Raw genomic sequence first — 13,412 nt, forward strand, 5'->3', positions numbered from 1 at the left:
AGGAGCTGTCTTTATGCAAAATGCAGTCTTAGCTGTTGCAACGGCTTGACAGTTTGCATATAATATAGATTATTGTTTCATATTCGCACGAAAGCGATGATGGAGAAAAGTACGCAGTGCCTTCATACAGGGAGAAGATGCCGTTGATTGAGAGCGTCTTCGTGAAAACAGGCTGCCGAAGTTCACTCCGGAGCAGACGCCTGAAACGCCGCTGCGGTTAGCCGCAGGCGCGAGTAGGGAGGGTCCGGTTCCCGCCGTTATGGGCTTAAGGGATTGCAATCCGCTGCATGTAAGGCAGACAATAGCCATATAAGGCTAGAGACCCGCCGGCAGTCAGGAACGTAATTCGAATTAGGGTGGTACCACGGTTCTTTCGTCCCTTCAGGGAGAGAGAGCCTTTTTTTGTGTCTTAATTTAGGGATGATGATACGGAGGCGAAGAGGAATGAAGGAAAAATTGGAAGGCCTGCGCGGCGAAGCGCTTCAGGAGCTGCAGCATGTGGAATCCCCGCAGCAGCTCAATGATTTACGCGTCAAATATTTAGGCAAGAAGGGTGCGCTGACCGAAATTTTGCGCGGTATGGGCGGCTTGAGCGCAGAGGAGCGTCCGATTATTGGACAGGTGGCGAATGACGTCCGCGCAGCGATCGAGACTGTGATCGATGAGAAGCAGGAAGCGTTCCAACAAGCTGAAACGAACAACCGGCTGCTTGCGGAAACACTTGATGTAACTTTGCCGGGCAAGTCATTGCCGACAGGCTCCGTACACCCTTTGAACAAGGTAGCCCAAGAGATTGAGGATATATTTATCGGTCTTGGCTATACGATCGCGGAGGGCCCGGAGGTGGAAGAGGATTATTACAACTTCGAAGCTTTGAACCTGCCAAAAAATCATCCGGCGCGCGATATGCAGGATTCGTTTTATGTGACAGATGATATTCTGATGCGAACGCATACCTCTCCGGTACAAGTACGTACAATGAAGGCGATGAACGGACAGACGCCGGTCAAGGTTATTTGCCCGGGCAAGGTGTATCGCCGTGATGATGACGACGCGACGCATTCGTTCCAGTTCAATCAGATCGAAGGGCTTGTCATCGGCAAAAACATTCGCATGAGCGATTTGAAGGGAACGCTTCTGCAATTCGTGCAGCAAATGTTCGGCGAACAGGCGCAAATCCGCCTTCGTCCGAGCTTCTTCCCTTTTACGGAGCCTAGCGCGGAGGTTGACGTAACTTGCGTGCAATGCGGCGGCAGCGGCTGCCGCATGTGCAAGCATACCGGCTGGCTTGAAATTCTTGGCTGCGGCATGGTGCATCCGCGCGTGCTCGGAATGGGTGGATATGACCCTGAAGAGGTTAGCGGCTTCGCGTTCGGCATGGGTGTTGAGCGTATCGCACTATTGAAATACGGCATTGACGACATTCGTCATTTCTATACGAACGATCTGCGGTTCTTGAACCAATTTGCCAGAATGTAGTCAAGAGAGAAGGGAAGAAGAGAAATGAACGTATCCTATAAATGGTTAAGCGAATATATCGACCTGTCCGGTTACACGGGGGGAGAACTTGCGGAGAAAATGACGCGCGGCGGTATTGAAATCGACGTCGTAGAATCACGCAATAAGGGCGTAACCGGCGTTGTCGTCGGATATGTGAAATCGAAGGAAAAACATCCGGATGCAGATAAGCTGAACGTGTGCAAGGTTGATGCAGGCACTGGCGAGGAGCTTCAAATCGTCTGCGGCGCCAAAAATGTCGATGCTGGCCAGCTCGTTCCGGTAGCCGTTATTGGCGCAGTGCTGCCTGGCGATTTCAAGATTAAGCGTGCGAAGCTGCGCGGTGTTGAATCGCAGGGCATGATCTGTTCCGCTAAGGAGCTGGGCTTGAATGATAAGCTGCTGCTGAAGGAGCAGCAGGAAGGCATTCTTGTACTGCCTGCGTCTGCGCAGATTGGTACGCCGATTACCGAGGTTCTTGGCATCGATGACGAGGTGCTCGAGCTTGACCTGACGCCTAACCGTTCGGACTGCCTTAGCATGCTGGGCGTAGCTTATGAGATCGGAGCATTGACCGGCCGGGAGGTTCGGCTGCCAAATAATATAGTTCATGATACAGCCTTGCGTACAGACAGTCTCGTATCCGTGAGCATTAGCGCTCAGGAGCATTGTTCGCATTATTCGGCCCGATATATTAAGGATGTCAAAATCGGGGCTTCTCCCCAATGGCTTCAAAACCGCTTAATGGCTGCCGGCGTACGTCCAATCAACAACGTCGTTGACGTAACGAACTTCGTTATGCTGGAGTACGGTCAGCCGCTGCACGCCTTCGATGCGGATCGCATCGCGAGCGGGAAAATTGATGTCCGTCTTGCCAAAGAAGGCGAGACCATTGTCACGCTGGATGACCAGACGCGTAAGCTGGAGCCGCATATGCTTGTCATTACTGACGGTAAGGAGCCGATAGCGCTTGCAGGCGTAATGGGAGGCGCAAGCACGGAGGTAACAGACGAGACGGTTAATATTTTGCTGGAGTCGGCGAAATTCGATGGGGGTACGATTCGTAAAACCTCCCGCCAGCTCGGTCTTCGATCGGAATCGAGTATTCGTTTCGAGAAGGAGGTTGATCCGTCAGTTGTGATCCCGGCGCTCGACCGTGCAGCATCGCTCATCGCTGAGCTTGCGAAAGGTCTTGTTACAGAAGGAATTGTAGAAGCTTCTGTGGGCAGCTTACAGCCAGTTAAAGTGGAAGTTTCTTTGGATAAAATCAACAGCTATTTGGGCACGGAGCTGTCCCGGCTAGAGGTACAAACGATACTTGGTCGTTTGAGCTTTGAATATGCGCTGTCCGACAGCGACGTGTTCACCGTGAATGTGCCTTCACGCCGAGGAGACATTACGCGCGCTGTCGATTTGATCGAGGAGGTTGCGCGTTTGCATGGCTACGATAATATACCTACGACACTTATCCATGGTGATGTTGTTCCGGGTTCGTTAACGAAGCCGCAGGCAATTAGACGCGAGCTGCGCAAGCGGCTGACAGATGCCGGCATTCATGAGGTTGTGAGCTATTCGTTCACTGGACCTGGACGGACGAAGCTATTCCCGGCATTAGCCGCGGATACGAAGCCAGTTCAACTTGCAATGCCAATGAGCGAGGATCGAAGCGTACTGCGTACCACGCTGATTGCGCAGCTGCTGGAAACGGCGTCCTATAATCGCAATCGCAAAAATGAGTCCGCCGCCGTATTCGAGATCGGCAGCGTGTTCCATACCGATGAGGAGCAGTTGACGCGGTTGCCGCAGGAAAAGCATCGTTTTGCAGCGCTGCTGACTGGAAATCGTACGGAAGCAGCATGGAATACGAAGGCGGCACCAGTTGATTTTTATGATGCAAAAGGCATTCTGGAGACGGTTTTCGCAGTGCTGGGCTTAGCGGACAAGGTAACGTACGAAGCGGCACAGCCGGAGCACTTTCACCCGGGCAGAACGGCAGCCGTTCTGCTGGATACGGCGAGGGGGCCGGAAGTGATTGGGTATGTCGGCCAGCTTCATCCGGCGTTGCAGCTCGAAGAGGATCTTGCTGACACGTATGTACTCGAAATTGGACTGGACCTGCTTTATGAGCTGGCCGATTCCGATATTGCCTATAAGGTGCTTCCTCGTTATCCAGCCATGCAGCGTGATATTGCGGTGGTCGTCGATCAGACGGTGGCAGCGGATAAGCTGACGGGTACGGCATGGAGCGTTGCAGGTGAATTGCTTGAGTCCGTTCGTATTTTTGATGTGTATACCGGAGAAAAGCTTGGAGCGGACAAGAAGAGCATCGCGTTGTCGCTAGTGTACCGTCATCATGAGCGCACATTGACGGACGAAGAGGTAACGGAGCTGCATGGGAAGGTTGTTGCACAATTGGAACAATCTTTTGCAGCGGAATTGCGTAAGTAGGCAGGAAACCTTTAAAGCCGCATCGAAATAGTTCCTAGTGAGCTATGATGCGGCTTTTTTGCTCTACTTGGATAATGGGAGGATTCACGTTAATGGACGCTGAACAAACAATCGTAACTGTTGATATATATGGGGTTCAATATAAGCTAAAAGGTCATTCCAATGTGGATTATATGAAAAGGGTTGCAGGGGCAATCGACGAGAGTATGAAGAAGCTTGCGAAGGGTTATCCGAGGCTGGATATGCCGAAGCTGGCGGTGCTTTCAGCCGTGCAGATTACGGAGGAAGTATTTCGTTTGCGCCGAGATATACTGAGGCTGCAGGAAGAGGAAGTGAAGCTGCATGCCGCTCAGAAGGAGCTCGAACAGGTTGGCCAGCAAGCAGCGGAGCTGCAGACCCAATTAGAAGCGGAAAAACGCCGGGCGGAGGAGGAATTGCAAGCGGCAAGGGCTGCTGCGGAAGCCGAGCTGGCGGAAATGCTGGAGCTTGCTGCGGAGCAGGCATCAGGCCAGCAGGCAGCGGCGGCGGAAGCAATGAAGGCACAGGAGGAGACGATTGTTCGTCTGACTCAGGAAAATGTCGAGAGGCTTGCTGCGCTTAGGAGCAAGAAGGAAGAACAGCTGGCACAGCTGTCGAAGGAGAAGGAGGAACAGCTTGCCGAGCTGAGGCGCGAAATGGAAGCAAAGCTGGCGGAGATGCTGCTTGCTATGGATACGCAGCGCGCCGAGTCAGAGCGGGAAAAGGAAGAGCTGCGGGCAGAGCTAGAGAGAGTGAAGGCAGAAGAATTAGCCAATCTGAAGCAAGAGCAAGCGGATGAGCTTAATCTGCTGTCAAAGGAGAAGGAGGAGCAGCTTGCGGCACTATTAGCCAACCATACCGCTGCGCTAGAGGCTGCTGCTGCGGAGAAGGAGCAGCTGCTGATAGAGCTGGAGTCAGGCTGGCAAACCAAATGGAATGAACGCGAGCAAAGCTGGCTGGCGCAGGATGAGGCGGACCGGCAGGAGCACGAGCGTCAAACTCTGGAGCGGGAGCAGTCATGGCAGGCCAAGGCTGCTGAAGCGGAGCAAACATTCCGTACTGATCTTGAGCGTCGCAGAAACGGTTGGTTGGAGGAGCGCAGCAGGCTGCAGTCGCAAATAGCCGAGCTTCAGCAAACATGGTCATCAGAAAAGGAAGCGTTGGAGCAGCGGGCCGCTTTGGCTGAAGATCAGCTCGTACTGGCGATGGAGCAGGAGGAAGCCTCCCGCACTTCATATGCGCAGCTGGAGCAGGAGCGTCAGGAGCAAGAGCTGCAATTGGAGGAAGCGAACAATCAGCTTAAAGAAGTAAGCGGACAATTAGAAGCGGCTCATCATCAGTTGCATGAGCTTCAAGACTATAATCGTGAGGCCGATACTCAGGTGAAGGAGCTTGTGCAGAAGCTTGCTCATGAGCGCAATCATGTGTCTGCCGCGGACAGGCGGGCAGCGGAATTACAGCTTCAATTGAAGGAAGCCCAGGAAAGGGAGCAGCAGCAGGCAGATATGCTGCTGCAGCTTGAGGAGCAGCTGCTCCAGCTGCAGCTAGAGCAGGAGGAGCTGGTGCTTGCAAGGCGGAATGATCAAGAGCAAAACCGTATTTCGCTGCACAATCAGCTCGAGCAGCAGCGGGACTCGATTCATGAGGCACATCATAAGCAGCTGCAGGAGCTTGAACAGGAAAATAAGGAGCTTATACAATCACTGCAACTGGAGCAGGAGCAGCAGATTAAGCTTATCGAAGCAGAAAATGACGAGCTCTTTAAGCAAATGGCTGCGGAAAGCAAGGAACGCTATGACCAGCTTGCAGCAGAAAAGGAAATGCTGCATACGCAGCTTGCGGAAGAGCGCGAAGAAGCGCTTCGGCGTTACTCTGCCGAGTATGAGGAACGTATTAGTCAGCTCGCGAGCGAATATGAAGAGCTATTGAAACTTGAGAGCGCAAAGCACAAGGAAAGCTCGATTCAGCTGGCAGCTCAGCATGAAGAGCAGCTCAAGCAGCAGGCGGCTAATCAAGAGGAGCTTCTGCTCCAGCAGCAGCATGATTATGAGTCAGCTATTCTTAAGCTGAAGGCTCAGCTTGAACAAATGGAGCTTATCGCCGAATCTGCAGCGCAGAGCGAGCAAAGCTATAAAGCGGAGCTGGATAAGCTTACGGCGAGAGAGGAAGAGCTGACGGAGCAGTTGGAAATTACAGCTGCTCGTGAGCGTATCGCAGCGCAGCAGCTTGAAGCAGCCGCAGCTCGTGAGAGAGAGCTAAGCGAACGGCTGCAAGCCGAGCAGCAGTTGAACGAGCAATTGGCTGCGGAGGCGAAGCAGCTTGAGCTGGAGAAGCATTTGAATACAGAAAACGAAGAGATGCTTCGAGAACAGCTTGAAAGCGCCATAATGGAAGCAGCAGCTGCGGCAGAGCTGAAGGACGAGCTGAACGTGTACACCTCGAAGCTGGCGATGGAGCGTGATGAGGCAGCGCGAAGAGCTGAACAATTAGCCAATGAACGCGATGAGGCAGCCAGCGCGGCTGAATCGCTCGCTTATGAGCGTGAAGAAACGGCTCGATCAGCAGAGCGGCTTGCAGAGGATCATAAGCAGCTGCTCGAGCAGCACCATAAACTGAAGAACGAGTACTCCAAGCTGCAGACCGAATACAATGAGTGGATTGAGCTGATCGAGCAGAGCTGATCCCAACGTAATTAAATCCAATCAAACACCGCAGCATCAAGACTTTGGTACCAATGCCACAGCTTGCAGCTGCGGTTTTTTTTCGTGTATTCGAAGGACGTAAAGGAAAAGAAGCAGTGAATGAGAACACAAAAAAGCCGCTCACATCGAGCGGCTTTTTTGTCTAGTGTAAGTGTCGGGGCTTTATTAAAAGGTTATTTTCTCGCCCTTAAATGCAGCGATGTAAATTTGTTTCATTTGCTCCACAGATACTTCTCGCGGGTTGGCAGGTGTACAAGGATCTTCTACAGCCCCAGCTGCCATTTTATCTAAATGTTTTTCGAATTCGCTCTCGTTGATGCCGTAATCCTTCAGTGTTAATGGGATATCCATCGCTTGATTTAAACGGCGAATCAGACTCGTTAAGGAATCGATCAGCTCATCTTCTGTGCTTCCGGAAAGCCCAAGGAATCTTGCAATATCTGCAAAACGTGAGCCGTCAGCCTTTTTATTAAAATCTATTACGTATGGCAGATAAAGAGCATTAGCCAAGCCATGAGGAATATGGAAGATGGCGCCGCTCTTATGAGCCAAGCTGTGCACGATTCCTAAAAATCCGTTTGAGAACGCTATGCCAGCTATACTTTGTGCAATGTGCATTTCCCCTCTAGCTTTTTTATCTCCTGCGTATGACTTTTCAATGTTGTCCACTGTCATTTTAATCGATTGCAGAGCTAAAGGATCAGTAAATGGGTTATGCATGGTTGAGACATATGCTTCGAGTCCGTGAGTTAAAGTGTCCATTCCGGTATACGCTACAATATTAGGCGGCATGGAGTACGTTAGCTCCGCATCTACAATCGCAATATCTGGCGTGATCTCATAACCGAAAACCGGATATTTAACATCGACTTCACGATCGGTAATGACGGAAAAAGGCGATACATCGGTACCTGTTCCGCTTGTAGTAGAAATCGCCGCAAAACGAGCTTTATTCCGTAATACGGGCAAAGGATTTGGAGCTTTAATTTGTTCAAATGTTAATTCAGGGTGCTCATATAAAACCCACATGGCCTTAGCAGCATCGATCGGTGAACCACCGCCTACTGCGATAATCCAGTCTGGTTGAAATTGCTCCATTGCTCTAGCGCCGTTTTGTACGGTAGTGACAGAAGGATCGTTTTCAACCCCTTCATAAAGTTGGGTTTCAAAGCCGGCTTCTTGCAAATAGGACTCGATTTTATTTAGATATCCTGACTTTTTAATGGATTGGCCTCCAATAACAATCATGGCTTTATTTCCTTCAAGGGTTTTCAATATTTCCAGCGATCCTTCTCCGTAGTAAATATCTCTAGGAATCGTAAAACGGTTCATGTGCATAATCTCCTTTTTGTTTGAAATGATGGGTTTTCTGCATCAGAAATGATGAAGTTTTTATATAGGCTTGCCTAAAGGCTTTATTTTTATTTCATACTGCGCGGGTTGCCTATGTAGTCTATAATATATACTAACCATTCATTTTGTAAGTAGGCACTTATTTTTGTTATAGTATCATAAATGATACTAAGGAAGCGGGTGATGAATACGATGTGCAGTGAAACTGGCAAAGACCTTTATCTCGAAAAAAAATTGACATTGGCTGTCCTAGAGGGGAAATGGAAGCTAATCATTTTATGCCATCTAGGGTTGAAAGGGACAAAGCGGTTTACGGAACTTAAAAATTTAATCCCTGCCATTACGCAACAAATGTTAACCAATCAACTTAAGGAATTCGAGAAATATGGACTGGTGCATCGGGAGGTTTATCCCTTTTCTCCTCCTAAAGTAGAATATTCTCTAACAGAACTAGGGATTAGCTTACTCCCTATCTTGGAAATTTTGAATGGATGGGGCAAGAGCAATCTTAAGCCAAGCCATGAAAAGAGTCCGGACATTCATTGCGAAAAAGAACTAACCTTGTCTGTTATAGAAGGAAAATGGAAATTAATCATTCTGTGTCAATTAGGATTAAAAGGGACAAAGCGGTTTACGGAGCTTAAAAATTTAGTCCCTGGCATTACTCAAAAAATGTTAACGAATCAGCTAAGGGAGCTAGAGGAAGATGGGTTGATTCATCGGGAGGCATATCCTGTTGTCCCTCCAAAAGTTGAATATTCCTTGACAGTAAAAGGGAAAAGCTTATTGCCGATCCTGGAGATGCTGGAGGAGTGGGGGAAGAAATATTTTGAGCAAATATCGAAAGAAAGTAACTAATATCGGGACTGGACACGTATAGCGGAGAAAAAGAAGACCATATATCGCTAAATCGGATCAATTTTCCGAAATATGCGGATATAAGGCCGAGAAATGTCTCATACTGCGGTATTAGATTTCTATTGAGGTTAGCTTCAATACCTAACCATAGGAAACTATCGTTCCGGTTGGACCGCCAACAGGCAGGCTGGCTAGACGGATCAGATCAGGAGTTACAATCTCAGGGTCTTTTCCAGTAGCATGCATTTCGGTACGCAACGTGCCAGGGTTGTAGAGATTAACGAGAATGCCATGTTCATGCTCTTCATCTGCCAATGTGCGGGTTAATGATTCCAGCCCCGCCTTTGCTGCACTGTATGCAGCGTAGCCGCCTGCTCCGTTCCAGGACAGTCCAGAGGTTATGTTGATAATACGCCCATATTTCTCCTTGCGCATTGCCGGCAGAACGGCCTTGGTCAGCAAGAACGGACCGGTCAAATTGACTGCGATCTGATTTTGCCATTCATCCGCCGTTAATTCAAATACCGTCCCCGGCTCGAATACGGCTGCGTTATTCAGCATGATATCAATACGTCCCAAGCTCTGAAGAACCGTGGCGACACTCTCCTTCACCTGCTGCTCATTGGACACATCGACCTGCAATATAAGCGCTTCCTTGCTTGCGCGTTCCTTTACGAGCAGAGCCGTTTCCTCCAGCTTCGCTTTGCGTCTGCCCAGAAGCACGACTTCAGCGCCTTCCAGGGCAAAGGCTATTGCAGCTGCGCGCCCCAGTCCCGTACCTGCTCCGCTAATAATGGCGACTCGATTATGCAACGCTCCCATCACCATTCCTCCATTCCAGATTGTGTTGTACATATCTTATCAGAGGCGGAGCGGCAGGGGAAGTGGTTCAATCATCAGACTTTTTTACCTAATTAGTAAAGAATTATTATAGGTTTGAATTCAGCTGTCTCAAAAAATAAAGCTGCTCCAGGTACGGTTGTACCTGCCAGAGCAGCCTTTTTATAAACTGATTTGTATTACTCAACAACAAGTGTTGCTTTCATTTCTCTATGGCCTGCTCCGCAAGGCACACTGCAGATCATCTCATATGTGCCAGGCTCGCTAAAGTTTACAGGCACAGTTTTGTTGTTAGCAATGAGATATTTGGTCTTTTGAATTTGTACACCATGCATACCTTCGATGGAATCAAGCTTCAGGTTAACCGTTTCTCCGGCTTTAATTTTGTATTCCTCTTGGTCAAACTTCCAATTGGAAGCTGTAATGACCAAATCTGAGGTAGCTGTGCCGCCATCCGTAACCGTCGTATCCGTGTTGCCCGTCTCCTTGTTCGTATTGCTGTTTGCGCCGCATGCTGCAAGCACAATCACAAGGCACATGGCGCTTGCGAATAATAACCATTTTTTCATAAGTATAGCTGCCCCTTTCTATCGTACAACTTTATTATTAACGGTTTTTATTGTAACTCTTTTTTTTCATTAAATCAGTGACAAGCGTATGACAAACTGATGAATATGCTGTGAAGGCAGCAATAAACAGCCCTTGACAGCCATTTCGGGCAATCAAGGGCTGATAGCAGCATGCTTTTAATCGCGGTTTTTTCTGCCTGCTTCATACGGGGTGCTGACCGGGATGAACAGGTCAATGATCCCAATCACAAGAGCGGCCAATATAGCACCGAGGATTGTTGTGTGCACACCGCCGACAATAAATTGAGCGATCCAAATGACTGCAGCGCTGGCAATAAAGCCGACAATACCGCGGCCAAAAGGAGTGACTCTTTTGCCAAAAATACCTTCAATAATCCAACCGAGTGCGGCAATCACAAGAGCGAGAAATAATGCGCTCCAGAACCCTCCTACACTAAATTGGGGGACAATAAGCCCGACTAGCATTAATACAAGCGCTGCAACGATAAAGCGCACTGCGTGGCCCAAAAAAGACATAACGTAAACCCTCCTTAGCGTAAACTTTTTTATTATTTTGTGCAAAAGTGACCTTGTAAGGCGGTTCTATCGTTTATATTGTGACCAAGTGAGCATCATTTATGTATGAATCCACCGCTTCGCTCGTGCATCACGGATGCGGTTCGGATATAATAGGAGGGCGAGAGGAGTGTTCAGGCTTGGATACGAAAATTTTGACAACACTTGAATATCCAAAAATTATAAATAGATTAACGCAGCATGCGGCGACATCATTAGGCAAAGCGGCTGCGGAGGCCTTGCAGCCGGTTTCTGATCTTGATTTGGTTAAGCGAATGCTGCAGATTACGGATGAAGCCTATGCGGCGGATCGGCTGAAGGGGAGCGCGCCTTTCGGCGGAATAGTAGATATCAAAGCATCCTTGCACCGCGCCCGCATCGGCGGCACGCTTAATCCTGCTGAGCTGCTTGAGATTGCAGCAACTGCCCGCGGCGGCCGCCGCGTCAAGAAGCATATTAGCGTTCTGCATGATGATCATCCGATACCTATGCTGCAGCAGACGGCTGAACAGATTAGTGAGCATAAGCCGCTGGAGGATGCAATCTTTGATTGCATCGACGACCAAGCAGAGGTGATGGACAGTGCAAGCTCTGAATTAGCTTCAATTCGACGCGAGCTGCGCAGCGGCGAATCACGAATTCGCGAGAAGCTGGAACAGATGATACGTTCTTCATCCGTCCAGAAAATGCTGCAGGACGCGATCATAACCATCCGCAACGATCGGTATGTCATTCCTGTGAAGCAGGAATACCGGTCTCATTTTGGCGGTATCGTGCATGATCAATCCGGCTCTGGGGCGACTTTGTTCATTGAGCCGGAGACAATCGTCGCTATGAACAATAAGCTTCGTGAGCTTAAGGCGGCAGAGCTTCGGGAAATTGAGAAAATTTTGCAAAAGCTAACCGCGATTACTTCTGATCATGTTGAGGATCTTGTGTTCAACCTCGATTTGATCGGGCAAATCGATTTTGCCTATGCCAAGGCACGGCTTGGACATGAAATGAAGGCAGCCTTGCCGCGCATGAATGACCGGGGGTTCCTTAAGCTTAAGCGTGGACGCCATCCTTTGATCGCCGCTGAAATGGTCGTGCCGATTGACGTTGAGCTTGGCAACAATTATACGGCGATTATCGTGACAGGTCCTAATACAGGCGGTAAAACAGTATCGCTCAAAACGATCGGACTGCTTAGCCTGATGGCCATGTCGGGCTTATTCGTCCCTGCCGAGGATGGCAGCCAGCTATGCGTTTTTGACGCGATCTATGCCGACATCGGAGACGAACAAAGCATAGAGCAAAGCCTCAGCACATTTTCCAGCCATCTGAAAAACATCATTCGCATATTAGGTACGATGACCTCAAAAAGCTTGGTGCTGCTTGATGAGCTTGGAGCGGGAACGGATCCGGCAGAGGGCTCGGCATTAGCCATCGCGATATTGGAGCATGTGCATGCCATGGAGAGCCGAATTATCGCCACTACTCATTACAGTGAGCTTAAGGCGTATGCCTATAATCGGAAGGGTGTCATTAATGCCAGCATGGAGTTTGATGTAGCGACCTTGAGCCCAACCTATCGGCTCCTTGTCGGTGTTCCGGGGCGAAGCAATGCCTTCGCAATTGCGGAGCGTCTCGGACTGCCTCGTTCGATTATAGATCATGCGCGGGGTGAGGTAAGCGAAGAGGATCAGCGTGTAGAGAACATGATCGCTTCCTTAGAAGCAAATCGTCTTGGCGCGGAGAACGAGCGGCAGACAGCTGAAACGCTAAGGCGCGAACTTGAGACGCTGAGAGCCCGTCAGGAGGCAGAGCGCAAGCGGTTTGAGGAGCAGAAGGAAAAGCTGCTGCTTAAGGCGCAGGAGGAAGCTCACGAGGCTGTAACGAAGGCAAAGCGTGAAGCGGAGCAGATCATTGCTGATCTCCGCAGGCTTGCGCTGGAGGAAGGCGCCTCGGTTAAGGAGCATAAGCTCATTGAGGCGCGCCGGAAGCTGGAGGACGCAGCTCCCGAACTTCAGAAGGCAAAGCGCGGCGGAGCCAAAGCTTCAAGTAAACCTGTCAAAATCGAGGCTGGCGATGAGGTAACGGTATACAGCCTGAATCAGAAGGGGACGGTTGTTGAGCTTCATGGCTCGGATGCGACGGTGCAGCTCGGCATTATGAAAATGAAGGTAGCGCTGGATGATTTGGAGCTGCTCAAATCAACATCGGCCGTCAAGCAACAGCAGCCAAAGCAAGCGGCCAGCCTAAAGCGATCGCGTGATGAGAGCATGAAGATGGAGCTTGATCTGCGCGGAGAGAATTTAGAGGAAGCCATACTTGAGGTCGACCGCTTCCTTGATGAGGCCTTCTTATCGGGCCTTGGTCAAGTCTCTATTATCCACGGAAAGGGTACGGGGGTGCTGCGGGCTGGCATTCAGCAATATTTGCGTAAGCACAGTCATGTGAAAAGCTTTCGCTTAGGAAATTATGGCGAGGGCGGCGTCGGAGTGACGGTTGCAGAGCTTAAATAGGTTTTTACGCCGCCAATGAAAATGCTGGATGATGGAGGTTTTTA

The 13,412-nt window shown here is 49.8% G+C and carries 9 protein-coding genes and 1 pseudogene; 6 read left to right on the forward strand and 4 right to left on the reverse strand.

Translation table 11 applies throughout. From position 1 onward, the window contains the following. Positions 1-444 precede the first annotated feature (444 nt). From pheS to zapA, 3 genes are all read left to right on the forward strand, one after another. Positions 445-1,479 (forward strand): phenylalanine--tRNA ligase subunit alpha, encoded by a 1,035-nt coding sequence (pheS, locus tag ACO9K6_RS09130; RefSeq protein ID WP_424767244.1) that lies wholly within the window; start codon positions 445-447, stop codon positions 1,477-1,479. Between the two features lie 24 nt (positions 1,480-1,503). Then, the gene (pheT, locus tag ACO9K6_RS09135; RefSeq protein ID WP_424767245.1) at positions 1,504-3,945 is read left to right on the forward strand and encodes a phenylalanine--tRNA ligase subunit beta; all 2,442 of its coding nucleotides are present in this window, start codon (positions 1,504-1,506) and stop codon (positions 3,943-3,945) included. A gap of 92 nt (positions 3,946-4,037) precedes the next feature. Further along, the gene (gene zapA, locus ACO9K6_RS09140) at positions 4,038-6,644 is read left to right on the forward strand and encodes a cell division protein ZapA (protein WP_424767246.1); all 2,607 of its coding nucleotides are present in this window, start codon (positions 4,038-4,040) and stop codon (positions 6,642-6,644) included. A gap of 186 nt (positions 6,645-6,830) precedes the next feature. Here the strand turns inward: zapA and ACO9K6_RS09145 are convergent, their stop codons facing one another. Next, a complete protein-coding gene (locus ACO9K6_RS09145; RefSeq protein WP_424767247.1) occupies positions 6,831-7,997 on the reverse strand; it encodes an iron-containing alcohol dehydrogenase in 1,167 nt (388 codons plus the stop codon). Between the two features lie 213 nt (positions 7,998-8,210). Here ACO9K6_RS09145 and ACO9K6_RS09150 point away from each other — a divergent pair. Together ACO9K6_RS09150 and ACO9K6_RS09155 are read left to right on the forward strand one after the other, a co-directional pair. Then, positions 8,211-8,522, forward strand: a pseudogene (locus ACO9K6_RS09150) (winged helix-turn-helix transcriptional regulator); the annotation flags it as partial. Positions 8,523-8,555: 33 nt separating this feature from the next. After that, positions 8,556-8,876 carry a winged helix-turn-helix transcriptional regulator gene (locus ACO9K6_RS09155; RefSeq protein WP_424767306.1) on the forward strand — a complete coding sequence of 107 codons (321 nt, stop codon included), beginning with the start codon at positions 8,556-8,558 and terminating at the stop codon, positions 8,874-8,876. 141 nt (positions 8,877-9,017) lie between these two features. Here the strand turns inward: ACO9K6_RS09155 and ACO9K6_RS09160 are convergent, their stop codons facing one another. The 3 genes from ACO9K6_RS09160 to ACO9K6_RS09170 form a co-directional block, all read right to left on the reverse strand. Next, a complete protein-coding gene (locus ACO9K6_RS09160; RefSeq protein ID WP_424767248.1) occupies positions 9,018-9,698 on the reverse strand; it encodes an SDR family NAD(P)-dependent oxidoreductase in 681 nt (226 codons plus the stop codon). A 197-nt stretch (positions 9,699-9,895) separates the two neighbouring features. Continuing rightward, positions 9,896-10,285, reverse strand: coding sequence for a cupredoxin domain-containing protein (locus ACO9K6_RS09165; RefSeq protein ID WP_424767249.1), 390 nt, complete (start codon positions 10,283-10,285; stop codon positions 9,896-9,898). 177 nt (positions 10,286-10,462) lie between these two features. After that, positions 10,463-10,822, reverse strand: coding sequence for a phage holin family protein (locus tag ACO9K6_RS09170; RefSeq protein WP_424767250.1), 360 nt, complete (start codon positions 10,820-10,822; stop codon positions 10,463-10,465). 179 nt (positions 10,823-11,001) lie between these two features. Here ACO9K6_RS09170 and ACO9K6_RS09175 point away from each other — a divergent pair, with 179 nt between their 5' ends. Continuing rightward, positions 11,002-13,368, forward strand: a complete 2,367-nt coding sequence (locus ACO9K6_RS09175) for an endonuclease MutS2 (RefSeq protein WP_424767251.1) — start codon at positions 11,002-11,004, stop codon at positions 13,366-13,368. The last annotated feature ends 44 nt before the right edge of the window (positions 13,369-13,412 follow it).

This window comes from Paenibacillus praedii (assembly GCF_049725345.1).
Classification (GTDB): domain Bacteria; phylum Bacillota; class Bacilli; order Paenibacillales; family Paenibacillaceae; genus Pristimantibacillus.